The following is a 26,167-nucleotide window of genomic DNA, read 5'->3' on the forward strand; positions in this document are numbered from 1 at the left end:
ATCTTTAACCTTGTGAAAAATGCACATACCGATCCCTTCAAACTGTCAAATTTATGTATGCATGACATTTAAAGAAAATTATCTGATCAATTTTTTTAGGTAAAATTCATCAAGAAAAAAGTTATTATTATTCATAACATCACCAATAACCACATAAAAACAATAATTTAATAAATTATTCTTCCAATTTTTTTATATTTAGTGTTATTACCTCTAAATCCATGTTTACCACCTTCTATTACATAAGTAATTTAGAAGTATCCACGATATAAATTGCTTGCCCTCACACCTCTCCCCTCTCACGCCCAAAAAATTTATACTGAAAGGCAGATTAAGCCCGTTCGAGTTACATATAGCCGCATGCTATATTGAAAGCATTAAGAAAATATCCTCAATATTTATAGGATTTTTAAAGTATGAACTAATTTTCGAAGAACCCTTTCTAAGTAATGTGACCTATTAGGAAAAATGAAAATACTGAAATCTCCGTATCAACAATCAGTCAAAGTACATCCTGATGATTTTCTGTAACCGATACCCAAGGACTATACCTACCCTTCTGATGTGCTGTGCAACAAAGCCCTCCTTAGCCACACTATAGCTATAGATTAATTCCATTATTTTGTGATTTAATTAAATTATTCATTCTTAAGACCCAATTTAATGGATTTATATTTCACTAAACCAGAAGAAGTTGTGACTCTTTTAGGTGAGCGTTTACGTAAGCAACGACTCTTTCTGGAGATGTCTCAAGCTGAGGTAGCAGCACGCGCTGGTGTCGGCGTGAATACAGTTTCGAATCTTGAAGCGGGACGAAATGTATCTGTTGAAAATTTAGTCCGTATTGCAATGGTCTTGGGTCGATTAAACGAACTTCAGGAACTATTTAAACCTCAGCTTAACAGTGTGAATGACATTCTTCGCTATGAGAGTCAAAGTAAGCGCCACCGTATTAAGAGGAAGGGATAATGCTCAATAGACTTAATGTTTATTACAACGGTTGGGGCGAATCATGGTTATGGGGAACGCTGATTAGTTCAACAGCCACGACAGGTAGACCCACCATTGCTTTTGAATATAGTCCAGAAGCAATACAGCAAGGTGTTGAGCTCTCTTCTTACTTGCTGCCTTTAAAAGGTCTACCATTCAGACAAGGTTTTCCTACTCATCAAATGGGACTCCCAGGTCCAGTCTATGACGCTTTACCAGATGGTTGGGGCATGATGTTGATGGATCGATATTTCAAAAAAATTGGCTTAAATTCAGCACGAATTGGACCTTTGGAGCGTCTGACCTATATTAGTAGTCACGCAATGGGTGCCCTCTCCTTTGAACCTTGTGTTGCTGACATGCAAACCTCAGAAAATATCCCTTTACAACAACTGGCCCAGGAAGTTCAAGAAGTACTCAAAGGTGAAGGTGGTGAATTTCTACAGCATTTATTGGTCATGGGTGGCTCCCCTCAAGGTGCCAGACCAAAAGCGTTGGTTTACCGAGATCCTGTCAATTTAGAGTTTTCGACTCAAGATTCTGATCAACATGAAGCCTGGCTGATTAAGTTTCCTGCTCAGCAAGAGCATCCTGAAGTCTGCGCCATTGAAGCCGTCTATGCAGAATGTTTGCGACTTTGTGCAATTGAGACTCCAGATACCCATTTCTTTAATTTGCCCAATGGTTTAACGGCTTTTGCTTCTAAACGATTCGATCGTCAAAATGGTATGCGGATTCCAATGCAGAGTTTGGCTGCATATACAGGAGCAGACTATAAAGTTCCAGGTAGCCTAGACTATCGCAATTTTCTCCGGGCAACCTTGATGTGTACGCAAGATGTACGAGAAAGATTGCATGCTTTTAAACGTGCTGTGTTTAATGTGCTTTTCAATAATCGGGATGACCATACTAAGAACTTTTCATTTCTCATGGAGAAAAATGGTCAATGGAAATTGGCTCCAGCCTATGATGTGACCTTCTGCGAGGGTCCAGGTGGTTATCATCAAATGGACATTATGGGAGAAGCGCTCAATATTTCCCGAAGTGACATACATAAACTCGGTACTTCAGAAGCTAATCTGACTACTCTAGAAGTCGATGAGATCATCTTGACTATGCGTGAAATTGCACTTCAATTTAGTCAAATTGCGCAGCGCCTGTATCCCCATCAAATTCGAGAATCTACCCTACAGATGATTCAATCACGGATTCAACAGAATATTGATTTTTTAACTGAAACCTAAGCGTAAATATAAACTAAGCGCCAACCATCAACTGCAAATAGACTTTGATATAGTTAGTCGCTACATAATCTGTAGAACCTGTGAATTAGCTCTCTTTATAATCACGAATATTAGATGGATCACCGCCAAGATATATTCTGCAAACGTGAAATCACTACATCCAGATCGAAAATCACTAAGAAAAAACTGTCACCAAAAAAAGGTCTGCACTATGGATAGATGCAGACCAAACTCTGGATAACTACCAGCACGAGAAATATGTCGCAATTTTGCATAGACATGAATTTGATAAAATCAGCCCAGAAAGCCAGAAATTCATAAAAACTATTTCATCAATCCCCTATAACTTAATCACGTTCATGGTCGATCTTAAATCTTGTGAAAAGTACTCATGCTGACCTAGCCAAACTGTAAAACTCATGTATTTATAGCCTTTAAATGAATCTTTCAATCGGTATATTTAAGGTAAAAACTAGTAATCAGAAGTTATTATCACCCCCATATAAAACAAGGATCAACTTAAAAACAATAACTTAGTAAATTATTCTTTCATTTTTTTTATATTTAGTGTTATTTTAATGTACTATTCATTGGATATCCCTCTACTTATAAGCCTGTGATCTTGCGAATCAGATGGTTCACTTTAACATTCTCTAAGCTGCCCGAGAATTGCTCTGCTCCCTGCCCTATGGCTTCCAAGAAAACATCAGCCCCGCCATGTGTTTCTTTATCTTTAAAACCTGTCTGAATCACGGCTTCTTGCTGGAAATCATCCGCAGCAGCTCCCGTACACCAACCAGTTTCACTCAAAGGATAAGTAAAACTATATTTCTCACCTTGTTTAGGTTGTGGACCCTGTACTGGATGACAGATATCACTGTCTTTCAAATTGATTACTAGGTCATCCATCCGATTTTGTGTCGGACGCTTTTTGCCCGTACCAAAACCAATAATCGGATAAGGTTGTCCATGAATATCTTTGGCAAAACCCGCACGATCATAGTTTTTAACCAAACCTAGTACACTGGTTTCCTGACCTTGTACATATTTTCCAGTACGCTTGGCATAGCCATTTAAAATTAGAGTGTGATCATGATCTGCAGTTATCACAATCAAGGTATTTTTTAATTCAGGGTCACTTTGTCGAAGTTTTTTAATGGTTGCATCCAAAGCCTCGTTTAGGGCAATTGTATCCTGTAATGCACGCTTAGCATTGGTGTCATGTAAAGCATGGTCTATACGTCCCCCTTCAACCATCAGGAAAAAACCATTTTTATTTTGGGTTAGAATGTCCAAAGCGGCCAACGTCATTTGCTTTAAGCTAGGTTCAGGCAAGTTTTTTTTGGTTCGATCTAAGTCATAATTTAAATGGCTAGTATTAAACAAACCCAATAATTTTTCATTCTTTCCTAACTTCATCTGGGAGAGTTGAGTTTGATCATAGACCACTCGATAGCCTGCTTGTTGCATTTCTGCGATCAAATTCCGTTGGTCTATCCGTTCTCCCCCTTGATCTTTCGGCAGAAATTGACGCTTACCCCCGCCTAGAATCACATCAACCCCATCTTTTAATTTGACGTTATAACGCTGATAGGTATCACCTTGCGAACTTGGTACTAATTGGGATGCTATGTCATTTTCAGCATCACGATGACAAATATGGGCATAAGTCGATGCTGGTGTAGCATGCGTAATGCGAGTTGTTGTGACTACCCCTGTACCCCAACCTCGTGCTTTGGCCAATTCAAGTAAAGTTTGAGTGTCTTGCTTATTCTGGTTCTGAGGATTGGTTCCACATTGATGATTTCCGGCCTGATTTGGTTCTACTGCAATTGTTCCAGTCTGCATGGATATCACTTCATTTTTCATTTTTACACCTGTCATATAGGCACCCATCGATGGTGCGCTATCTGTAACCTGTGCATCTTCTGAGAAAGTACGAACAAATGCTGACTCTGGCAGTTGATCTATCGGCAGTTGGCCATCTTCACCAACAGCATAAATTCGTGCAGCTGTCAGTGTCGTGATACCCATTCCATCTCCCAAGAAAAAAACCACACGGTGGGGCTGTTTTAGTGGTTGTACTGAAGCAGAAGATGATTGAACTAAAGCAGGACTTTGGCAGCCCGTCAAAATAACTGTGCCCAAACTACAGCATGCCAAACTTATTGATTTTTTATTAAATTTTTTCTTATGCCAAAGCATTGCATCGCCTCATCTTAGGATGGTCGAAAAATACGCTTTAAATATTCAATTTACATGACAAATTTATGAAAATATTATTATGACTAATTAGGGTCTGTTGACATTTACTGTGGCTTTGTTGCACAAAGATTTTAAAAGTAGAACTCCCCTAAGCTTCTCAAACTTAAGTGACAACTTGGGTGTGAGGTCTGCCTAAATCCGTAAATTTATTTAATACTGTCACACGAGCATGAATCTCATTCACTTGGCTCTGAAAGTTTCTCGCACTGAGTTTATATGCGGACCAATTCGTTGTACGGTAGATTTTAGTTGCTGGCTTCTTCATTCGGAAATTATATTGCTGAATCAGACCTTACAAACAGCTTTGTGCAACAAAGCCGTCTTTAAGTACTTTTTTTAAAGGAAAAATCATCGACTTAAATCTATATTTCCAACAGTGCCACTTTTATCGCTTTAGCACCTCAACTTATTTAAGTGGCGTAACTTACATAACTTATGCATCCCATTTAAGTGACCTCAGTTATAGTATTCCGTGTCAGGAATTTGTCCACTTATTCCAATGATGATGAGAACTGCAGCATTGACTTAGATCGCCAGTGCTCAGTACTGGCCATCATGTAGCTTTTATCGCTTTAGCGCCTTAACTTATTTAAGTGGCGTAACTTGCATAACTTATGCATCCTATTTAAGTGATGTAAGTTATAGTATTCCGTGTCAGGAATCTGTCTACTTATCAGCGTCCGCGGAACTGCAGGATTTCTGGCTTTGTTGTTCGCAACGAGGGCTAATTCTGGAGTTCCGTATAAGGCATAATCAATAACGACATCTCGGCTGATAATCAGCGCAGTAACTTTAGCCAATCTCGCTGCAATTTCCATGTCAGGAATTTGTCCACTTATTCCAATGATGATGAGAACTGCAGCATTGACTTAGATCGCCAGTGCTCAGTACTGGCCATCATGTAGCTTTTATCGCTTTAGCGCCTTAACTTATTTAAGTGGCGTAACTTGCATAACTTATGCATCCTATTTAAGTGATGTAAGTTATAGTATTCCGTGTCAGGAATCTGTCTACTTATCAGCGTCCGCGGAACTGCAGGATTTCTGGCTTTGTTGTTCGCAACGAGGGCTAATTCTGGAGTTCCGTATAAGGCATAATCAATAACGACATCTCGGCTGATAATCAGCGCAGTAACTTTAGCCAATCTCGCTGCAATTTCCATGTCAGGAATTTGTCCACTTATTCCAATGATGATGAGAACTGCAGCATTGACTTAGATCGCCAGTGCTCAGTACTGGCCATCATGTAGCTTTTATCGCTTTAGCGCCTTAACTTATTTAAGTGGCGTAACTTGCATAACTTATGCATCCTATTTAAGTGATGTAAGTTATAGTATTCCGTGTCAGGAATCTGTCTACTTATCAGCGTCCGCGGAACTGCAGGATTTCTGGCTTTGTTGTTCGCAACGAGGGCTAATTCTGGAGTTCCGTATAAGGCATAATCAATAACGACATCTCGGCTGATAATCAGCGCAGTAACTTTAGCCAATCTCGCTGCAATTTCCATGTCAGGAATTTGTCCACTTATTCCAATGATGATGAGAACTGCAGCATTGACTTAGATCGCCAGTGCTCAGTACTGGCCATCATGTAGCTTTTATCGCTTTAGCGCCTTAACTTATTTAAGTGGCGTAACTTGCATAACTTATGCATCCTATTTAAGTGATGTAAGTTATAGTATTCCGTGTCAGGAATCTGTCTACTTATCAGCGTCCGCGGAACTGCAGGATTTCTGGCTTTGTTGTTCGCAACGAGGGCTAATTCTGGAGTTCCGTATAAGGCATAATCAATAACGACATCTCGGCTGATAATCAGCGCAGTAACTTTAGCCAATCTCGCTGCAATTTCCATGTCAGGAATTTGTCCACTTATTCCAATGATGATGAGAACTGCAGCATTGACTTAGATCGCCAGTGCTCAGTACTGGCCATCATGTAGCTTTTATCGCTTTAGCGCCTTAACTTATTTAAGTGGCGTAACTTGCATAACTTATGCATCCTATTTAAGTGATGTAAGTTATAGTATTCCGTGTCAGGAATCTGTCTACTTATCAGCGTCCGCGGAACTGCAGGATTTCTGGCTTTGTTGTTCGCAACGAGGGCTAATTCTGGAGTTCCGTATAAGGCATAATCAATAACGACATCTCGGCTGATAATCAGCGCAGTAACTTTAGCCAATCTCGCTGCAATTTCCATGTCAGGAATTTGTCCACTTATTCCAATGATGATGAGAACTGCAGCATTGACTTAGATCGCCAGTGCTCAGTACTGGCCATCATGTAGCTTTTATCGCTTTAGCGCCTTAACTTATTTAAGTGGCGTAACTTGCATAACTTATGCATCCTATTTAAGTGATGTAAGTTATAGTATTCCGTGTCAGGAATCTGTCTACTTATCAGCGTCCGCGGAACTGCAGGATTTCTGGCTTTGTTGTTCGCAACGAGGGCTAATTCTGGAGTTCCGTATAAGGCATAATCAATAACGACATCTCGGCTGATAATCAGCGCAGTAACTTTAGCCAATCTCGCTGCAATTTCCATGTCAGGAATTTGTCCACTTATTCCAATGATGATGAGAACTGCAGCATTGACTTAGATCGCCAGTGCTCAGTACTGGCCATCATGTAGCTTTTATCGCTTTAGCGCCTTAACTTATTTAAGTGGCGTAACTTGCATAACTTATGCATCCTATTTAAGTGATGTAAGTTATAGTATTCCGTGTCAGGAATCTGTCTACTTATCAGCGTCCGCGGAACTGCAGGATTTCTGGCTTTGTTGTTCGCAACGAGGGCTAATTCTGGAGTTCCGTATAAGGCATAATCAATAACGACATCTCGGCTGATAATCAGCGCAGTAACTTTAGCCAATCTCGCTGCAATTTCCATGTCAGGAATTTGTCCACTTATTCCAATGATGATGAGAACTGCAGCATTGACTTAGATCGCCAGTGCTCAGTACTGGCCATCATGTAGCTTTTATCGCTTTAGCGCCTTAACTTATTTAAGTGGCGTAACTTGCATAACTTATGCATCCTATTTAAGTGATGTAAGTTATAGTATTCCGTGTCAGGAATCTGTCTACTTATCAGCGTCCGCGGAACTGCAGGATTTCTGGCTTTGTTGTTCGCAACGAGGGCTAATTCTGGAGTTCCGTATAAGGCATAATCAATAACGACATCTCGGCTGATAATCAGCGCAGTAACTTTAGCCAATCTCGCTGCAATTTCCATGTCAGGAATTTGTCCACTTATTCCAATGATGATGAGAACTGCAGCATTGACTTAGATCGCCAGTGCTCAGTACTGGCCATCATGTAGCTTTTATCGCTTTAGCGCCTTAACTTATTTAAGTGGCGTAACTTGCATAACTTATGCATCCTATTTAAGTGATGTAAGTTATAGTATTCCGTGTCAGGAATCTGTCTACTTATCAGCGTCCGCGGAACTGCAGGATTTCTGGCTTTGTTGTTCGCAACGAGGGCTAATTCTGGAGTTCCGTATAAGGCATAATCAATAACGACATCTCGGCTGATAATCAGCGCAGTAACTTTAGCCAATCTCGCTGCAATTTCCATGTCAGGAATTTGTCCACTTATTCCAATGATGATGAGAACTGCAGCAATAAATTATAAAGGCAGGATAGGTGGTTACTTAACCAGCATAAGTTATGTAACTTATGCTAATTCATATTAAAATCACATGAAAGCAATCTTAATTAAAAACTTAGTATGAGAGGGCGTGGTCTTTTGTTTAAAGTGACAATTAACTAAAGGGTTACTTCTTGTATTTAGGAGCATAACCAACTTCTAACAAATAAGAAAAATACTTTCTAACATTATCGCTATCAAGAAGATCACTTGATATCCTTTCCTGAAAGTCTTCTAGAGTCTCTCCACGATGTGCGAAATCATTACCAAATTTTGGATAGTTAGTAATATCACATAGCTTTTTAGCAAAGAATATACATTGCTTAGCTGTCAATTTATAAGTTGGCTCTAAAGGAGCACTTGTACTCGTTTTATTTTGTTCTTTTTCTTCAAACATGAAATGTAATTCTGAAATATTTCTTCCCTCCTTTTTTTGTATATAAGAAACAGTAATATCCGTAAATTTGTTAATTTGATTTAAAGCTACGGTAAGAACCCTTTTTTTAAAGTCTCCCATCTTTTTATATTCATCTTCTATCAATCCGAGTTTTGATCTAAGCTCATCTATAGAAATATATAACTTACCAGTTGATCTCCAACGTATGAGTAACTCATACAGGCGAATAGCATAAATGCTTGTAAGTGGTGAGATTTGTTTAAGTTCATATCTTGTGAACTTTTCTTCAAGTTTTACAAATAAGGGGATAATATCTGGTGCAAAAATTAGTTGGACGCATCCCTCTTCCTTAACATAACCAACTTTTGAAACCCACCTACTTTTGTATATTCCTATTTTTCCAGTTATAGGATCTACTGCTTTATAATTCAAATGCCGTTCAAAAAGATTATCACATGCAGATTGTAACGCTTCATAAGATGCTTGACGTCCTAAATTAAACTGTTTCATGTATTCAGAAGCATGAATCGTAAGTATAGTATCAGAAGTAAGTTCTTTCTCAATTTCTCGAGCAGCAATGATCGCAATTAATATTAGCCTTTGCTCAGATAGATTTAGTGAATACGATGCTTCAACCAAATTATTATCTTTATATACTATGTTACTCATAGGAAGATATATTAAGGAAAATGTTATAAATAGATATATTGACAATACTACTTAACGTCCACAAATGAAAGTATTTTTAATAAAAGAATTTGTCAACTTATGCACAGAATTTGTCAACTTAGAAACAGGAAAAAGTCAACTTATTGGTAGGAATATGTCAACTCAGAAACAGGAAAAAGTCAACTTATTGGTAGGAATTTGTCAACATATACTTCCTGTATCCCTTTGCTAGTCAAGCTTTGAGCAGAGATATAAATAATAAATTTAAATAAATATATATAAATTCAAAAAGACCATTCTTTTGTGGATAACTTTTTTTTTAATTTTTTTTTTCATGATAGTTGATTACTTCATAAATCACCGTTAAATTATACACAAACAAACTTACGTAACTTACATAAATTATGATTATCTTAGTTGGTGGTGAAAAAGGCGGTGCTGGTAAAAGCTGTTTAGCTCAAAATCTTGCAGTTTACTTACAACAAAGTCAAAGAGACGTCCTCTTATTAGATGCTGACCCTCAAGGAACAACAACAGATTGGGTCAAAGAAAGAGATGAAAACGATGAATTAAATAATATTCCATCAGTACAAGCATCAGGGAATATACGTTCAGTTTTAAAAGATTTAGATAAAAGATACCAAGATATTATCATTGATGCAGGTGGACAGGATTCTGAAGCATTACGTTCAGCAATGACTATAGCTACACATATGTTATTGCCGTTTAGACCCAAACGAAGAGATCTAAAAACTTTAGATCATATGGAACAAGTTTTAAAATTAGCAAAGACAGTAAATCCAAATCTGAAAGCTAGAGCAATTATTACTCAGTGTCCAACTCTTCCTTCTCAAGTTCAAAGAATTTTAGATGCAAAAGAGGCATGCAAATCATTTGGTATTGATGCATTGAATTCAATCACAACAAATCGAAATGTTTATGATGATGCAGATGAAAATGGGCTTTCGGTTTTTGAAGTAAATAGTGATCCTAAAGCGAAAGCTGAAATTGAAAGTATTGCAAGAGAGTTTTTAGGAGTATAACTATGGCTGGTTTAACTGGGCTAAACAAAAAACCTGAACCTACTGAACAAGATAAAATGTTAGATGCATTTATATCTGGTGCAGAAAAGAGGGTAAAGGCTTTAGAATCAAGTGAAAAAAAATTTATTCGTTACACTTTTTCTCTCAATGAAGATATTAGTAAACTAATTGATGAGCTGGTTGTAAAAGGGCAAAATGCAAGAATAAATCGTTCAAGTATTGTTCGAGCAGCTATAGAAAATTTATCGACATATAGTGCAGATGAATTAAAAGAAATATTAAATAAATAAATTAAAAATATCCCACTTTTTTAAGGGGGATATTTTTTATCCAAGTTAAATTTACTGTAAGTCCCCGGTGAACCCTATAGATATTTTTAAATTCAGCTCAGGCTCTAGCAGTGTGGTGGTAATTTATCTATTTGAGTTATTTTATATGAAGGCGTCCTTTTCTGCACAGACACGGATCTAGGCTATTCAGCTTGGCTGACTGAATTGATGTCATGATGTTTGATGCACATTGTCAAATTCTTTATCAAGCGAAACTCTGAATCAATGCTTGTAATTGTTTCACTATGATGAGTTTGAGTCCAGTGAAATGTTGCTTGTTCCAACCGTAGAGCTTTGAATACCCAGTCCATCATATATCAACACTTTCATACAATGACCACGCTTATTCCAAAACAAGATAACCTCAATGTTGCGATTTGACATGGTCAAAGGCTTTTAGGACATGAGAAAGAGCAGTATAAGTAACTGCTCGCATATCCATGGGCTGAGTAGAAAGCCAGATTTCATCAATGTGAATCTTATTGTGAGCACCTTGGGGAATTCTGCCAAAGCGATTGCTCCTGATACCTTCCGTTTCAGCCCAATCGCTATGTTCGCATCAGGCGTCGTTATTGATTATGCCTTATACGGAACTCCAGAATTAGCCCTCGTTGCGAACAACAAAGCAGAAATCCTGCAGTTCCGCGGACGCTGATAAGTAGACAGATTCCTGACACGGAATACTATAACTTACATCACTTAAATAGGATGCATAAGTTATGCAAGTTACGCCACTTAAATAAGTTAAGGCGCTAAAGCGATAAAAGCTACATGATGGCCAGTACTGAGCACTGGCGATCTAAGTCAATGCTGCAGTTCTCATCATCATTGGAATAAGTGGACAAATTCCTGACATGGAAATTGCAGCGAGATTGGCTAAAGTTACTGCGCTGATTATCAGCCGAGATAAAGTAATGTGAACGGGTAGTATTGCTGTAATGGATGGATTAAACGTTGCAGGGTAAGGCAATGTAATAAATGTGGGCTTTGGTGGTGCAGAGCTTGTTCTCCATCCAAAAGGCGAATATATGGCACTGTTGCAAATAGGCTGACATGATAAGCTAAATATCTTATTTATTTCGAGATACAGCAGATGAATCCCTTCCACGGTCGGCACTTTCAAGGTGAAATCATTCTTTGGGCTGTTCGTTGGTATTGTAAATATGGCATCAGCTATCGTGAACTTCAAGAAATGCTCGCTGAACGAGGCATAAATGTGGATCACAGTACAATTTATCGTTGGGTTCAGCGTTATGCTCCAGAAATGGAAAAACGCTTACGCTGGTATTGGCGTAATCCTACAGATTTACATTCATGGCATATGGATGAGACTTATATCAAAGTGAAGGGGCGATGGACTTACCTGTATCGTGCAGTTGATCAACGTGGTCATACGATTGACTTTTACCTTTCCGCTAGGCGGAACAGTAAATCAGCCTATAGTTTTCTAGGAAAGATATTCAATACGGTGAAAAAATGGCAAATTCCACGGGTCATCAATACAGATAAAGCAGCGACCTATGGGCATGCTTTATCACGATTAAAGCGAGAAGGAAAATGTCCACCAGACCTTGAACACAGGCAGATTAAGTATAAAAATAATGTCATTGAATGTGATCATGGTAAGTTAAAGCGGATCATCAGGGCCACATTAGGATTCAAATCTATGAAGACGGCTTATGCCACAATTAAAGGTATTGAAGTCATGCGTGCACTACGTAAAGGACAAGCATCGTCATTTTATTATGGTCAGCCTCAGGGTGAAGTGTGTCTAATCAACAGGGTTTTCGGTCTCTAAGCACTTTTTAAAGGGAACTTCATCGACTCAAATCTCTATTTGCAACAGTGCCGTAAAATTTTACGTCTGGTATCGTTTTTTCGATTTTGTTCTTTCTGTTTTGCCTTTTCACGAGCGTCTTTAGCCTGCTTTTGAGCTTTAAGCTGCTTTAAGCGTTCTTCCTGTTGCTTTAAGCGTTCTTCCTGCTTAGCAATTCTCTGTTCTAAAGATTCATTTGTCATTGTAATTCCCATACCTAAAAAACCATTCAAGCATAGGATACCTGCCATTGAGATTCAATGCCTTCCTAAGCTATAATGGTTTTCCAGAATGGGGCACTTTACCAAACTAATTTCATTAAGTTTGGAAGTCCGAAAGGGGATACCCCTTTACCCCATAAAATTATTTTGTTGTTGTTGAGAAAAGACAAATGAGCCACCTCCGCGCTTCATCAGAAAACTGAAGGAACCTCCATTGAATCGAACTAATATTTTTTTTGGTGAATCGCATTCTGACTGGTTGCCTGTCAGAGGCGGAGAATCTGGTGATTTTGTTTTTCGACGTGGTGACGGGCATGCCTTCGCGAAAATCGCACCTGCTTCCCGCCGCGGTGAGCTCGCTGGAGAGCGTGACCGCCTCATTTGGCTCAAAGGTCGAGGTGTGGCTTGCCCCGAGGTGATCAACTGGCAGGAGGAACAGGAGGGTGCATGCTTGGTGATAACGGCAATTCCGGGAGTACCGGCGGCTGATCTGTCTGGAGCGGATTTGCTCAAAGCGTGGCCGTCAATGGGGCAGCAACTTGGCGCTGTTCACAGCCTATCGGTTGATCAATGTCCGTTTGAGCGCAGGCTGTCGCGAATGTTCGGACGCGCCGTTGATGTGGTGTCCCGCAATGCCGTCAATCCCGACTTCTTACCGGACGAGGACAAGAGTACGCCGCAGCTCGATCTTTTGGCTCGTGTCGAACGAGAGCTACCGGTGCGGCTCGACCAAGAGCGCACCGATATGGTTGTTTGCCATGGTGATCCCTGCATGCCGAACTTCATGGTGGACCCTAAAACTCTTCAATGCACGGGTCTGATCGACCTTGGGCGGCTCGGAACAGCAGATCGCTATGCCGATTTGGCACTCATGATTGCTAACGCCGAAGAGAACTGGGCAGCGCCAGATGAAGCAGAGCGCGCCTTCGCTGTCCTATTCAATGTATTGGGGATCGAAGCCCCCGACCGCGAACGCCTTGCCTTCTATCTGCGATTGGACCCTCTGACTTGGGGTTGATGTTCATGCCGCCTGTTTTTCCTGCTCATTGGCACGTTTCGCAACCTGTTCTCATTGCGGACACCTTTTCCAGCCTCGTTTGGAAAGTTTCATTGCCAGACGGGACTCCTGCAATCGTCAAGGGATTGAAACCTATAGAAGACATTGCTGATGAACTGCGCGGGGCCGACTATCTGGTATGGCGCAATGGGAGGGGAGCAGTCCGGTTGCTCGGTCGTGAGAACAATCTGATGTTGCTCGAATATGCCGGGGAGCGAATGCTCTCTCACATCGTTGCCGAGCACGGCGACTACCAGGCGACCGAAATTGCAGCGGAACTAATGGCGAAGCTGTATGCCGCATCTGAGGAACCCCTGCCTTCTGCCCTTCTCCCGATCCGGGATCGCTTTGCAGCTTTGTTTCAGCGGGCGCGCGATGATCAAAACGCAGGTTGTCAAACTGACTACGTCCACGCGGCGATTATAGCCGATCAAATGATGAGCAATGCCTCGGAACTGCGTGGGCTACATGGCGATCTGCATCATGAAAACATCATGTTCTCCAGTCGCGGCTGGCTGGTGATAGATCCCGTCGGTCTGGTCGGTGAAGTGGGCTTTGGCGCCGCCAATATGTTCTACGATCCGGCTGACAGAGACGACCTTTGTCTCGATCCTAGACGCATTGCACAGATGGCGGACGCATTCTCTCGTGCGCTGGACGTCGATCCGCGTCGCCTGCTCGACCAGGCGTACGCTTATGGGTGCCTTTCCGCAGCTTGGAACGCGGATGGAGAAGAGGAGCAACGCGATCTAGCTATCGCGGCCGCGATCAAGCAGGTGCGACAGACGTCATACTAGATATCAAGCGACTTCTCCTATCCCCTGGGAACACATCAATCTTACCGGAGAATATCGTTGGCCAAAGCCTTAGCGTAGGATTTCGCCCTCTCCCGCAAACGACCCCATGTGGGCGGTAAAATCAGCTATGTCCGTATTCCCTCACCTGAAGACTTCTGGTGATGAAAATGGCATCCCCACCCGGAAACTGGAAAACCCGCTATAAAGCCAGTGATCTTGCAGACCATCAAAGATTAGAAATGACCTGCAAGAAATGTAACCGCCTTGTTTATATCAATAAGGCAATGATCAGCTCAATTCGAGGACACGAGCAATTATATTTGGACGAAGTTGAACGACGCGCACGCTGCAAAGCTCAAAATTGCCGTGGCACCATGCGCATGGCAATGGTGCGTCTTGATGAACTCAGCGGTTTTATTGGCGGGATTGCTTGATCTCCCGCCAAGATTTTAAGATCGCAATAAACTGGCTGACTGGCGCAATAATGGTATAGCAATAAGATAAAGGCTTGCTGCGACGAGCCAAACCCAACCATCCCACTGCCCCGCGGTTAAGCCATAAAGCGTCGTAAATCCGACCGGCCCGATAATCGAGGTTATATTCGTCAACCCCGTTAAAGTTCCCTGTAAAGCACCTTGTTTTTCATCGCAAACAAGACCTGAAATAATGGCCTGCAAAGCAGGCATACCAATGCCGCCTGTGGCCAGCATAAAAATTGCCGGCAGAACCATCCAGCTTTGCGTGATAAAAGCCAGCAATAAAAACCCGCACATATCAGCGCCCATTCCAAGCAGCAACACACCGCGGTCACCCAGTCGCTTTGAAAGAGTGCCGGTTAAAACAGCTTGTACGAATGTATGTGCTGCACCAAAAACGGCCAGCGACACACCTGCTGTGCCAATATCCCAATTCAAGCGCTGTTCGCCATAAATCACCCACAAAGCGGCGGGCGCCTGCCCAATCAGCTGCATAAGAAAAAACAACGCAAAAAAGCTGGCAAGTCCCTGAACTGCAAAATTGAAGCGAAAGCCTTCAAACAAATTGATTTTGGCTGGCTGTCCTTCAGGCGGTTGTGACGGCGTTTTGGGCAACAAGAAAGCCACCAAACAAAAGGCAATTGCATTGAGAAGAGCCCCTGCCACAAAGGGCGCATGCACAGATATATCACCAAGAACACCGCCAATAGCAGGCCCTGCAATCATACCTGCACCAAAACACGCCCCCATAAAACCAAACCAACGCGCACGTTCTTCCTGTTTAGTTGTATCAGCGATAATTGATGCCGCGATTGCACCAGTTGCTCCGGTAACACCTGAGATAATCCGGCCGATATAAAGCACCCATAAAACAGGCGCTGCCGCCATTATGCTATAATCAATCGTGGCACCTAAAAATGAAACCAGCAAAATAATCCGCCGTCCATAGCGGTCAGATAACCGCCCTAAAACGGGCGCGCAAAAGACCTGCATAAACGCATAAAGCGATAAAAAAACACCATAGTGAAATGCTGTTTGCTCTGCCGGTACAAATTCATTTAATAAAGCCGGAACCACCGGCATGATTAATCCCAAACCAATCGCATCAAGCGCGACAACAATGAGTGCGGTTATAAGTGATTTTGACATAGATGTGACTTTTATTTATCATTGATAAGTTGGCGATAATAAACTTTATCAACGATAAATTGTCAAGAGGTAATGCAATAAAATGACCAAATTGGATCGTGAGACCGTTATTCAGGCTGCACTTGAACTTCTCAACGAAGTCGGTGTTGACAATTTAACAACGCGAAAATTGGCCGAGCGCCTGAAGGTGCAGCAACCTGCTCTTTATTGGCATTTTCGCAATAAGCGCGCCCTGCTTGATGCCTTATCTGAAGCCATGTTAGAAAAAAATCACACCCGCACCGTGCCTCAGACAGGAGAAGACTGGCGTGTCTTTTTAAAAGAAAATGCACTCAGCTTTCGTAGCGCACTGCTTTCTTATCGTGATGGCGCACGCATTCATGCGGGCACACGCCCAACCAGTGCGCAATATGAGCGCGTGGAAAAACAGATCAGATTTTTATGTGAGAGCGGATTTGAACAGCCCGATGCCGTACGGGCATTAGTGATTGTCAGTCATTATACGACGGGCTCTGTCAGTGAGCAGCAAGCAGCCCTCGAAGATAGTTCTGAACGCAAACAAGCCTCAAAAGAAGCCCCTGCACAGCCATCACAGTTTCTATCTCATGCCTTTGATACATTCGATGCGGAAGGTGCCGATTTTGCCTTTGAATATGGATTGGATGCTTTAATTTCCGGTCTGGAAATGAAGAAAGCCACAAAATAACTTAGCAGATGCAACATAAAAAAGCCCCGCAAAGCGAGGCTTTTAAAATGATTAACTTAAAGATTATGCTTTTGGTGCAGCTTTTGGTTTGCGTGTTGAATAGACGACAAAGAACCCTGCAACCAAACCATAACCAAGCCATTTAAATGGCAGTATATCCGCATCTTCGCTGCGGATTGCACGTACCGCAACCGTGCCCGGACGTGTTTCCACACCCGCTTTACCACTGCTTTGAGCCGCTTCAATCTGATCAGGTGAGACGACCCATTCACGGCCTGTATATTTATCATAGGCCATAAAACCAAAGCCCACGATGAGTGCGGTGATTGCGCCTGCAATCAAACGAATGCGCATATTCATATCAAATTTCCATTATTTAATCTTGTTCAGCTTTTAAGCTGACAACAGCAAAAACATCAATTAGCAAAGCCGATCACTTATTATTATCTAATTCAAAATCACAAAATGGGGTCGTTTGCGGGAGGGGGCGGAATCCTACGCTAAGGCTTTGGCCAGCGATATTCTCCGGTGAGATTGATGTGTTCCCATCCGAGCGGCGAAACATGGGCCAAGAGATCGGGCGATAGCAGCTTTCCATCGCGTTTCTGGTTTGCAACGACCTCGCCGAGCTTCATGGTGTTCCAGAAGATGATGATGGCGGCGAGCAGATTCATGCCGGCGATGCGGTAATGCTGGCCTTCGGCGGAACGGTCGCGGATTTCACCGCGGCGGTGGAAGCTGATTGCCCGCTTCAGCGCATGATGAGCTTCGCCTTTGTTGAGCCCGATCTGGGCACGCCGTTGGAGTTCGGCATCCAGAATCCAGTCGATCATGAACAGGGTGCGCTCGACGCGACCGACTTCCCGCAGGGCTGTCGCGAGCTCGTTCTGCCGCGGATAGGAGGCGAGTTTCCGCAGAATCTGGCTTGGCGCGACGGTCCCGGCAGCAATGGTGGCGGCGATGCGCAGGATGTCGGGCCAATTGCGCTCGATCATGGCTTGGTTGACCTTTCCGCCGATCAACGCTCGCAGGTGCGCCGGGGCGGCCGACGGATTGAACGCGTAGAGCCGTTTGGATGGCAGGTCGCGGATGCGCGGAGCGAACCGGTAGCCGAGAATGGCACATGCGGCAAAGACGTGATCGGTGAAGCCGCCCGTGTCGGTGAACTGCTCGCGGATATGGCGTCCAGCATCGTTCATCAGCAGGCCATCGAGGATGTAAGGCGCTTCGCTTGCCGTTGCAGGAATCACCTGGGTTGCGAACGGCGCATATTGGTCGGAGACGTGGCTATAGGCTTTCAGGCCCGGGGTATTGCCATATTTCGCGTTGACCAGGTTCATGGCCTCACCTTGCTCTGTAGCGACGAAGAACTGTCCGTCGCTCGAAGCCGACGTGCCCATGCCCCAGAACCGGGCCATGGGTAACGCTGCCTGTGCCTCGACCACCATGGCCAGCGCCCGGTCATAGGCTTCGCCCTCGACATGCCACCGTCCAATGCGGATCAATTCCCAGAAGGTGTGGGTGTTTGTCGCATCCGCCATTTTGCGCAAGCCGAGGTTGATCCCTTCCGCCAAGATAACGTTCATTAGCCCGATCCGGTCAGCGCAGGGTGCTCCTGTGCGCAGATGGGTGAACGCTTCGGTGAAGCCGGTCGCCGCATCCACCTCCAGCAGGAGATCGGTGATGCGCGTGGGCGGGATCTGCTTGTAGAGATCGAGCACCAGATCTTCGGCGCCTGTCGGCGCGGCGGCTTCGAGTTTCTCGATATGCAGAACGCCGTTTTCAATCGACCCGCCCGGGATCGTGCCTGCGCGAGCGGCACGGCCAAGCTCGCGCAACCGCATGTCGAGGCGAGCTTGCCGGTCTGCCAGCCATTCCTCCGGCCGCAATGGCACAGCGAGACGACCGCCTTCCGCGATGGATTGTGCCGGAACGAGTGCGTGTTTCAGATCGCCATAGCGCCGGGACCTAGTAAGCCAGACATCTCCGGAGCGGAACGCATCGCGCAGATGGAACAGCACCGCGATCTCCCATAGGCGAGCGTCGCCAGCCCTCTGGGCCCGAAGGTGGCGATGCCATTTCGAGCTGGGCCGCAAGAAGCTGGTCATCGCGGCATCGTTCAAACCGGTACGAAGGGCCGTCACCGCTTCCAGAAGCGGCAGTGCAACGGGCGCAGCTCGCAGATCGAGCAGGCGCAACATGCGTGGAGCGTATCGGCGGAAGCGGTGATAACCGTCGAGCACATGATTGAGCGGATCGTCGGCCATGGTGGCGGTCAGCCTGGTTGCCATTGCAACAAGGGTTTTTAAGCCGTCCCACCCTGACCCACTCGCGATGGCACTGTTGCAAATAGTCGGTGGTGATAAACTTATCATCCCCTTTTGCTGATGGAGCTGCACATGAACCCATTCAAAGGCCGGCATTTTCAGCGTGACATCATTCTGTGGGCCGTACGCTGGTACTGCAAATACGGCATCAGTTACCGTGAGCTGCAGGAGATGCTGGCTGAACGCGGAGTGAATGTCGATCACTCCACGATTTACCGCTGGGTTCAGCGTTATGCGCCTGAAATGGAAAAACGGCTGCGCTGGTACTGGCGTAACCCTTCCGATCTTTGCCCGTGGCACATGGATGAAACCTACGTGAAGGTCAATGGCCGCTGGGCGTATCTGTACCGGGCCGTCGACAGCCGGGGCCGCACTGTCGATTTTTATCTCTCCTCCCGTCGTAACAGCAAAGCTGCATACCGGTTTCTGGGTAAAATCCTCAACAACGTGAAGAAGTGGCAGATCCCGCGATTCATCAACACGGATAAAGCGCCCGCCTATGGTCGCGCGCTTGCTCTGCTCAAACGCGAAGGCCGGTGCCCGTCTGACGTTGAACACCGACAGATTAAGTACCGGAACAACGTGATTGAATGCGATCATGGCAAACTGAAACGGATAATCGGCGCCACGCTGGGATTTAAATCCATGAAGACGGCTTACGCCACCATCAAAGGTATTGAGGTGATGCGTGCACTACGCAAAGGCCAGGCCTCAGCATTTTATTATGGTGATCCCCTGGGCGAAATGCGCCTGGTAAGCAGAGTTTTTGAAACGTAAGGCCTTTGAATAAGACAAAAGGCTGCCTCATCGCTAACTTTGCAACAGTGCCGAATTTAGCGCGGTCGCTAAACATTTCGGCACCACCCAGGTGCTGCACGATATCAATCTGAAAATTGATGCCGGTGAATACCGGCTGGCTGCCGACGATCCGGATGAGGAGAACACCCTCGCCACGGCAGTTTTCACCCTCGATGCCAACCACGTCAGGTGGCAAATTTTCGACATTAACCGCGACGATGCTAAATTTCAGGGAGAAGTGCGTGGGTGAGATAGCCGGTCGTCAGTCATAAAGGGCAGGGTAGTACCGTTGGCCCGGCGTTCGATAGTACCGTCCGGATACTGCCAGATATCGGCGTCCAGGGAGATGTCCTGAAGCGCGGTGTCCGGAATTTCAGGTTTGTGTCTCTACAAAGACTAACTATCAGAAAAACTCATCGAGCATCAAATGAAACTGCAATTTATTCATATCAGGATTATCAATACCATATTTTTGAAAAAGCCGTTTCTGTAATGAAGGAGAAAACTCACCGAGGCAGTTCCATAGGATGGCAAGATCCTGGTATCGGTCTGCGATTCCGACTCGTCCAACATCAATACAACCTATTAATTTCCCCTCGTCAAAAATAAGGTTATCAAGTGAGAAATCACCATGAGTGACGACTGAATCCGGTGAGAATGGCAAAAGCTTATGCATTTCTTTCCAGACTTGTTCAACAGGCCAGCCATTACGCTCGTCATCAAAATCACTCGCATCAACCAAACCGTTATTCATTCGTGATTGCGCCTGAGCGAGACGAAATGCGCGATCGCTGTTAAAAGGACAATTACAAACAGGAATCGAATGCAACCGGCGCAGGAACGCTGCCAGCGCATCAACAATATTTTCACCTGAATCAGGATATTCTTCTAATACCTGGAATGCTGTTTTCCCGGGGATCGCAGTGGTGAGTAACCATGCATCATCAGGAGTACGGATAAAATGCTTGATGGTCGGAAGAGGCATAAATGCCGTCAGCCAGTTTAGTCTGACCATCTCATCTGTAACATCATTGGCAACGCTACCTTTGCCATGTTTCAGAAACAACTCTGGCGCATCGGGCTTCCCATACAATCGATAGATTGTCGCACCTGATTGCCCGACATTATCGCGAGCCCATCTATACCCATATAAATCAGCATCCAGGTTGGAATTTAATCGCGGCCTCGAGCAAGACGTTTCCCGTTGAATATGGCTCATAACACCCCTTGTATTACTGTTTATGTAAGCAGACAGTTTTATTGTTCATGATGATATATTTTTATCGGCACTGTTGCAAATAGTCGGTGGTGATAAACTTATCATCCCCTTTTGCTGATGGAGCTGCACATGAACCCATTCAAAGGCCGGCATTTTCAGCGTGACATCATTCTGTGGGCCGTACGCTGGTACTGCAAATACGGCATCAGTTACCGTGAGCTGCAGGAGATGCTGGCTGAACGCGGAGTGAATGTCGATCACTCCACGATTTACCGCTGGGTTCAGCGTTATGCGCCTGAAATGGAAAAACGGCTGCGCTGGTACTGGCGTAACCCTTCCGATCTTTGCCCGTGGCACATGGATGAAACCTACGTGAAGGTCAATGGCCGCTGGGCGTATCTGTACCGGGCCGTCGACAGCCGGGGCCGCACTGTCGATTTTTATCTCTCCTCCCGTCGTAACAGCAAAGCTGCATACCGGTTTCTGGGTAAAATCCTCAACAACGTGAAGAAGTGGCAGATCCCGCGATTCATCAACACGGATAAAGCGCCCGCCTATGGTCGCGCGCTTGCTCTGCTCAAACGCGAAGGCCGGTGCCCGTCTGACGTTGAACACCGACAGATTAAGTACCGGAACAACGTGATTGAATGCGATCATGGCAAACTGAAACGGATAATCGGCGCCACGCTGGGATTTAAATCCATGAAGACGGCTTACGCCACCATCAAAGGTATTGAGGTGATGCGTGCACTACGCAAAGGCCAGGCCTCAGCATTTTATTATGGTGATCCCCTGGGCGAAATGCGCCTGGTAAGCAGAGTTTTTGAAACGTAAGGCCTTTGAATAAGACAAAAGGCTGCCTCATCGCTAACTTTGCAACAGTGCCATAAAAACACGTACGTGTTTAGAGGTACATAAGTGGACAGGTTCCTGACACATAAATTGTGTAAGTTGTATAACTTATGATTATTATGTAATCAGGGTGCTTGATAACCAATTCTGGATCATAAGTAGTTATCTACAGCTGTTTAATGTAATAGAGTAATAGAATTCTGCAACTCAACCAAGAACTGTCAGATCAGACAAAGTTGTCTTCCTGAGTAATTTATCTACAGTCTCATCTAGTATAATGTCGTATTTTTGCTCGACAAAATGTCGTATTTTTGCTAGTTTAAAGGTATGTGAAAACTGATGTATAAGGGAGATGCGATGACAACTAAAGCGAAAATGCAAATGCGCATCAAACGCTCAAAACGTTATGTTTTTATGCGTGATGATTTTAATGACATTGCGAATTATGACCAAATTGGAAGAGTTCTGCGAAACTTAGTTCAAGAAGGTGAGCTAATTAAAGTTGGTTATGGTATTTATACCAAAGCAAGAAAAAATCAAATTACCGGCAAAGTAATGCCAGCCTGTCCAGAAGGCGCGGATGCAGTGATCTTAGAGGCATTAAAAAGATTGGATGTGCAGGTTACGTTAGGAGAGGCTACGGAAAAATATTTATCTGGTCAATCCACCCAGATTCCAGCCTTTACTCAAATTAAAACCCCGCGTCGTTTTACACGCCAATTGTCTGTAGGTCGTAGCCAAATTAATGCCTGATATAAAAAATGTGTTTGCAGATGTCGCTGATGCACTTGGTATTGGTGCAACTTCTATTGTTGAAAAAGATTACTATGTTGTCGAGTTATTGAGACTATTACAGTCTCTAGAATTTGAAACGCATGACTTGGTTTTTGCTGGTGGAACTTCTTTAGCTAAAGCAAATATTCAGTTAAATCGGATGTCTGAAGATGTGGACATTAAAATAGTTCCAAAACCAAATATTGCATTAAGTCGCTCTAAAGCTAAAGTTGTACGTAAACAATTGCTTCATCAAGTACAAGACAAAATCTCTCAATCTGATTTCTTTACAATTGAAGAGGAACCAGTTGTCTGGGATGAATATCGTTATATGGAATTATTAATTCGATATCCTCAGCATTTCAACCAAGCTCCCTGTTTACGACCATTCATTAAATTGGAATTAGTTGAAACAGACTTACTTGAGCCTTTTGAATCTAGAAGTATCACCTCGTTTGTGTATGACTTGGCTAAGAAAGGGAAGCCAGTCGATGCTTTTCCCTCCGTCACAATTGTCAGTACCAGTATCGAGAAGCTGATAGCAATTTTAAGGCGTACAGCGGCCTTTGCTAGAAATGCTGAAAGAGCTGATGATGAATCATTAGTTCGACATGTGTATGACTACTTTAAAATTACCTATGGTAAACCACAAGATTTTGTTTATTTAGGGCACTTAGCTACTAAAGTTATAAAAACTGATATTGAGCGTTATGGTCGTCAGCATACTCTTATGGTTGAAGACCCGATTGCTGAATTGTTATTTGGTTTAAATGAATTAAGTCGTAATCCACTCTATAAAGCCAGGTTTAATAATTTTGTTGTTCCTATGGTGTTCGGGGACAAACAAATATCATGGCAGCAAGCCTATTCACATTTTCAGGACTCAGTTCAACAGATCTTCGCTAACTTAAAGTTGTAAATGTAGAAAAGAAATTAGCTTAAGCACAATAGATTATTTATTTACAATCACTCTTATTACAACTAAATTTGTCAAAATTCTTCAGAGTTTTTTCTTTGAATTCTAACTCGTAACTCATCGAAGATAGAAAATGTGGCACTGTTGCAAATAGTCGGTGGTGATAAACTTATCATCCCCTTTTGCTGATGGAGCTGCACATGAACCCATTCAAAGGCCGGCATTTTCAGCGTGACATCATTCTGTGGGCCGTACGCTGGTACTGCAAATACGGCATCAGTTACCGTGAGCTGCAGGAGATGCTGGCTGAACGCGGAGTGAATGTCGATCACTCCACGATTTACCGCTGGGTTCAGCGTTATGCGCCTGAAATGGAAAAACGGCTGCGCTGGTACTGGCGTAACCCTTCCGATCTTTGCCCGTGGCACATGGATGAAACCTACGTGAAGGTCAATGGCCGCTGGGCGTATCTGTACCGGGCCGTCGACAGCCGGGGCCGCACTGTCGATTTTTATCTCTCCTCCCGTCGTAACAGCAAAGCTGCATACCGGTTTCTGGGTAAAATCCTCAACAACGTGAAGAAGTGGCAGATCCCGCGATTCATCAACACGGATAAAGCGCCCGCCTATGGTCGCGCGCTTGCTCTGCTCAAACGCGAAGGCCGGTGCCCGTCTGACGTTGAACACCGACAGATTAAGTACCGGAACAACGTGATTGAATGCGATCATGGCAAACTGAAACGGATAATCGGCGCCACGCTGGGATTTAAATCCATGAAGACGGCTTACGCCACCATCAAAGGTATTGAGGTGATGCGTGCACTACGCAAAGGCCAGGCCTCAGCATTTTATTATGGTGATCCCCTGGGCGAAATGCGCCTGGTAAGCAGAGTTTTTGAAATGTAAGGCCTTTGAATAAGACAAAAGGCTGCCTCATCGCTAACTTTGCAACAGTGCCATTTCAGGAAATGTTGAACTATGTCCGGGAAGGGGACAGGGTGATTGTACATTCAATGGATCGTTTTGCGCGAAGCCTAAAAGATTTGGTCACTGAAGTAGATAAACTGGTCAAACGAGGGATCGCCATCCAGTTTGTAAAAGAAAATATTACTTTTACAGCCGAATCCACCCCGATGGATAATTTGATGCTTCAAATGATGGGTGCTTTTGCACAGTTCGAACGTGAGATCATTTTAGAGCGGCAAAAGGAAGGAATAAAACTCGCCTCTGCTCAGGGGAAGTACAAAGGTCGGGTGCATAAACTAAAGCCTGACCAAGCTGAAGCTTTACGACAAGCATGGAAGGAGGGGAAGTATCCATCGAAAATGGCATTAGGGAAAGCTTTTGGGATTAGTCGTCAGGCGGTATACCGATATTTACAAGTTAGTGAATAGCTTATTGGGATTAGCAACTAAATTTAGTTTAACTTATAAAAATCATGAAACACTGTTCGAATTTTAAGCGTGGAACATGAATAATCAATAAAAAGCCGCTCTGCTGGTGCCCTATATTTCAGAACGGCTTGCTTTAATATAATGATATTTAAAGAGAAATATCAAGCATTACGTATAACGTGTATTATGTTAATTTTAGGAAAAGTGAAAAATAATCTACAATAGAATCTACGAAAAATTGGCCATCAATTATGCCTGATTTCTCCAGTGGAAATAATTGGATTGTGAGATCCCCCACTCAAAATCATAAATTAGAAAGAATTGAAGCATTTCTTTCCAATTATGCTTATAAACCTCACCGACATGATACTTATGCTATTGGCAGGACTCTTTCCGGAGTTCAAAACTTTCATTACAAAGGTACATTGCAACATAGCTTGCCAGGCATGACTATGGTTCTACACCCGGATGAAAAGCATGATGGTGAATCAGGAACATTAGATGGCTATCGCTATAGAATGATTTACATCGAACCAGCGATGATCCAAACCATTTTAAAGGGTAAACCTTTGCCTTTTATCAGACATGGCTTAAGTAATGATATTCGCCTGTTTAGGGCAATGGATAGCTTTCTAAATAATATAAATAATTATATGGATACCCTAGAAGAGGAAGATGCTCTATTTGATTTGGCAACTACACTGTGTGAAATTTCAGATACTTCATCTAACCAAAACAAAAAATTTGACTACAAGGCAGCAGAGAGAGCGCGTGAGTGTATTTTGGCGTATCCACATGAAAACTTAAGTTTGTCAGATTTAGAGAAACATGCTGATCGTGACCGCTGGAGCCTTTCTCGTGATTTCCGATTATTATTTGGAACTAGCCCACACCGTTATATGATCATGCGTCGCTTAGAAACAGTTAAGTTCTACCTTGCTCAAGGGGAGTCTATTGTTAATGCTGCTTTAAATGCAGGCTTTTTTGATCAGAGTCATATGACCAGACATTTTATAAAAACATTTGGTTTAACTCCCACTCAATGGAAAATGATAAATATTAAAAGATAGCCGTTCGATTTGAACGG

At 43.6% G+C, this 26,167-nt stretch carries 22 protein-coding genes and 4 pseudogenes; 18 read left to right on the top strand and 8 right to left on the bottom strand.

Features of this window, described 5'->3' with window-relative positions; all coding sequences use genetic code 11:
- The first annotated feature begins 663 nt into the window (after positions 1–663).
- Together G0029_RS17340 and G0029_RS17345 are read left to right on the top strand one after the other, a co-directional pair.
- On the top strand, positions 664–969 hold the full coding sequence (locus tag G0029_RS17340) for a helix-turn-helix domain-containing protein (RefSeq protein WP_000366814.1): 306 nt from the start codon (positions 664–666) through the stop codon (positions 967–969).
- Positions 969–2,234 (top strand): type II toxin-antitoxin system HipA family toxin, encoded by a 1,266-nt coding sequence (locus tag G0029_RS17345; RefSeq protein WP_180110228.1) that lies wholly within the window; start codon positions 969–971, stop codon positions 2,232–2,234. The genes G0029_RS17340 and G0029_RS17345 overlap by 1 nt, the downstream gene beginning before the upstream one ends.
- Positions 2,235–2,840: 606 nt before the next feature.
- On the opposite strand, the gene G0029_RS17350 is transcribed toward G0029_RS17345, so the two are convergent.
- The 3 genes and pseudogenes from G0029_RS17350 to repM all read right to left on the bottom strand — a co-directional run bounded on the left by G0029_RS17350 (position 2,841) and on the right by repM (position 9,207).
- The gene (locus tag G0029_RS17350) at positions 2,841–4,439 is read right to left on the bottom strand and encodes an alkaline phosphatase (protein WP_000964377.1); all 1,599 of its coding nucleotides are present in this window, start codon (positions 4,437–4,439) and stop codon (positions 2,841–2,843) included.
- Positions 4,440–4,602: 163 nt separating this feature from the next.
- Positions 4,603–4,713 (bottom strand): annotated as a pseudogene (locus G0029_RS17355) (IS5/IS1182 family transposase); the annotation flags it as partial.
- Between the two features lie 3,555 nt (positions 4,714–8,268).
- Positions 8,269–9,207, bottom strand: a complete 939-nt coding sequence (gene repM, locus G0029_RS17360) for a replication initiation protein RepM (protein WP_002046604.1) — start codon at positions 9,205–9,207, stop codon at positions 8,269–8,271.
- A 404-nt stretch (positions 9,208–9,611) separates the two neighbouring features.
- On the opposite strand from repM, the gene G0029_RS17365 reads away from it, so the two are divergent.
- The 4 genes from G0029_RS17365 (at position 9,612) to G0029_RS17380 (ending at position 12,377) form a co-directional block, all read left to right on the top strand.
- On the top strand, positions 9,612–10,250 hold the full coding sequence (locus G0029_RS17365; protein ID WP_000585007.1) for an AAA family ATPase: 639 nt from the start codon (positions 9,612–9,614) through the stop codon (positions 10,248–10,250).
- Positions 10,251–10,252: 2 nt separating this feature from the next.
- Complete coding sequence (locus tag G0029_RS17370; RefSeq protein ID WP_000908082.1) at positions 10,253–10,540, top strand: hypothetical protein; 288 nt, start codon at positions 10,253–10,255, stop codon at positions 10,538–10,540.
- 442 nt (positions 10,541–10,982) lie between these two features.
- The gene (locus G0029_RS17375; RefSeq protein WP_001232338.1) at positions 10,983–11,234 is read left to right on the top strand and encodes a hypothetical protein; all 252 of its coding nucleotides are present in this window, start codon (positions 10,983–10,985) and stop codon (positions 11,232–11,234) included.
- A gap of 438 nt (positions 11,235–11,672) precedes the next feature.
- The gene (locus G0029_RS17380) at positions 11,673–12,377 is read left to right on the top strand and encodes an IS6 family transposase (RefSeq protein ID WP_019383621.1); all 705 of its coding nucleotides are present in this window, start codon (positions 11,673–11,675) and stop codon (positions 12,375–12,377) included.
- 53 nt (positions 12,378–12,430) lie between these two features.
- Here the strand turns inward: G0029_RS17380 and G0029_RS17385 are convergent.
- A pseudogene (locus G0029_RS17385) lies at positions 12,431–12,598 on the bottom strand (mobilization protein); the annotation flags it as partial.
- Positions 12,599–12,830: 232 nt separating this feature from the next.
- Between G0029_RS17385 and aph(3'')-Ib the strand changes: the two are divergent.
- The 3 genes from aph(3'')-Ib (at position 12,831) to G0029_RS17400 (ending at position 14,904) form a co-directional block, all read left to right on the top strand.
- On the top strand, positions 12,831–13,634 hold the full coding sequence (gene aph(3'')-Ib / locus G0029_RS17390; protein ID WP_001082319.1) for an aminoglycoside O-phosphotransferase APH(3'')-Ib: 804 nt from the start codon (positions 12,831–12,833) through the stop codon (positions 13,632–13,634).
- Positions 13,634–14,470: an aminoglycoside O-phosphotransferase APH(6)-Id gene (locus G0029_RS17395; protein WP_000480968.1), complete on the top strand. Its 837-nt coding sequence runs from the start codon at positions 13,634–13,636 to the stop codon at positions 14,468–14,470. Before aph(3'')-Ib ends, G0029_RS17395 begins: the two co-directional genes overlap by 1 nt.
- A 167-nt stretch (positions 14,471–14,637) precedes the next feature.
- Positions 14,638–14,904 carry a hypothetical protein gene (locus tag G0029_RS17400; protein WP_052928020.1) on the top strand — a complete coding sequence of 89 codons (267 nt, stop codon included), beginning with the start codon at positions 14,638–14,640 and terminating at the stop codon, positions 14,902–14,904.
- A gap of 15 nt (positions 14,905–14,919) precedes the next feature.
- Here the strand turns inward: G0029_RS17400 and tet(Y) are convergent, their stop codons facing one another.
- Entirely contained in the window at positions 14,920–16,095 is a 1,176-nt protein-coding gene (gene tet(Y) / locus G0029_RS17405; protein WP_011931119.1) for a tetracycline efflux MFS transporter Tet(Y), read from the bottom strand.
- Positions 16,096–16,177: 82 nt separating this feature from the next.
- Between tet(Y) and tetR(Y) the strand changes: the two genes are divergently transcribed.
- Positions 16,178–16,801, top strand: coding sequence for a tetracycline resistance transcriptional repressor TetR(Y) (tetR(Y), locus tag G0029_RS17410; RefSeq protein ID WP_011931118.1), 624 nt, complete (start codon positions 16,178–16,180; stop codon positions 16,799–16,801).
- Positions 16,802–16,864: 63 nt separating this feature from the next.
- Here the strand turns inward: tetR(Y) and G0029_RS17415 are convergent, their stop codons facing one another.
- Entirely contained in the window at positions 16,865–17,161 is a 297-nt protein-coding gene (locus G0029_RS17415) for a hypothetical protein (RefSeq protein WP_044501921.1), read from the bottom strand.
- A gap of 140 nt (positions 17,162–17,301) precedes the next feature.
- Positions 17,302–19,140, bottom strand: a pseudogene (locus G0029_RS17420) (Tn3 family transposase); the annotation flags it as partial.
- A 60-nt stretch (positions 19,141–19,200) separates the two neighbouring features.
- On the opposite strand from G0029_RS17420, the gene G0029_RS17425 reads away from it, so the two are divergent.
- Together G0029_RS17425 and G0029_RS17430 are read left to right on the top strand one after the other, a co-directional pair.
- Positions 19,201–19,905, top strand: coding sequence for an IS6-like element IS26 family transposase (locus G0029_RS17425; protein WP_001067856.1), 705 nt, complete (start codon positions 19,201–19,203; stop codon positions 19,903–19,905).
- Between the two features lie 91 nt (positions 19,906–19,996).
- On the top strand, positions 19,997–20,176 hold the full coding sequence (locus G0029_RS17430; RefSeq protein ID WP_000902128.1) for a hypothetical protein: 180 nt from the start codon (positions 19,997–19,999) through the stop codon (positions 20,174–20,176).
- Between the two features lie 153 nt (positions 20,177–20,329).
- Here G0029_RS17430 and G0029_RS17435 read toward each other — a convergent pair whose 3' ends face one another.
- On the bottom strand, positions 20,330–21,145 hold the full coding sequence (locus G0029_RS17435; RefSeq protein ID WP_000018323.1) for an APH(3')-I family aminoglycoside O-phosphotransferase: 816 nt from the start codon (positions 21,143–21,145) through the stop codon (positions 20,330–20,332).
- 129 nt (positions 21,146–21,274) lie between these two features.
- Between G0029_RS17435 and G0029_RS17440 the strand changes: the two genes are divergently transcribed.
- From G0029_RS17440 to G0029_RS17465, 6 genes and pseudogenes are all read left to right on the top strand, one after another.
- On the top strand, positions 21,275–21,979 hold the full coding sequence (locus G0029_RS17440) for an IS6-like element IS26 family transposase (protein ID WP_001067856.1): 705 nt from the start codon (positions 21,275–21,277) through the stop codon (positions 21,977–21,979).
- 375 nt (positions 21,980–22,354) lie between these two features.
- Complete coding sequence (locus G0029_RS17445) at positions 22,355–22,750, top strand: DUF6088 family protein (protein ID WP_120376154.1); 396 nt, start codon at positions 22,355–22,357, stop codon at positions 22,748–22,750.
- The gene (locus G0029_RS17450) at positions 22,743–23,690 is read left to right on the top strand and encodes a nucleotidyl transferase AbiEii/AbiGii toxin family protein (protein WP_120376155.1); all 948 of its coding nucleotides are present in this window, start codon (positions 22,743–22,745) and stop codon (positions 23,688–23,690) included. Before G0029_RS17445 ends, G0029_RS17450 begins: the two co-directional genes overlap by 8 nt.
- 197 nt (positions 23,691–23,887) lie before the next feature.
- Positions 23,888–24,592 carry an IS6-like element IS26 family transposase gene (locus G0029_RS17455; RefSeq protein ID WP_001067855.1) on the top strand — a complete coding sequence of 235 codons (705 nt, stop codon included), beginning with the start codon at positions 23,888–23,890 and terminating at the stop codon, positions 24,590–24,592.
- Positions 24,593–24,645: 53 nt separating this feature from the next.
- Positions 24,646–25,080: pseudogene (locus G0029_RS17460) on the top strand (recombinase family protein); the annotation flags it as partial.
- 251 nt (positions 25,081–25,331) lie between these two features.
- On the top strand, positions 25,332–26,150 hold the full coding sequence (locus G0029_RS17465; protein ID WP_032073151.1) for an AraC family transcriptional regulator: 819 nt from the start codon (positions 25,332–25,334) through the stop codon (positions 26,148–26,150).
- Positions 26,151–26,167 lie beyond the last annotated feature (17 nt).

The organism is Acinetobacter sp. YH12138 (genome assembly GCF_015218525.1).
GTDB lineage: Bacteria > Pseudomonadota > Gammaproteobacteria > Pseudomonadales > Moraxellaceae > Acinetobacter > Acinetobacter amyesii.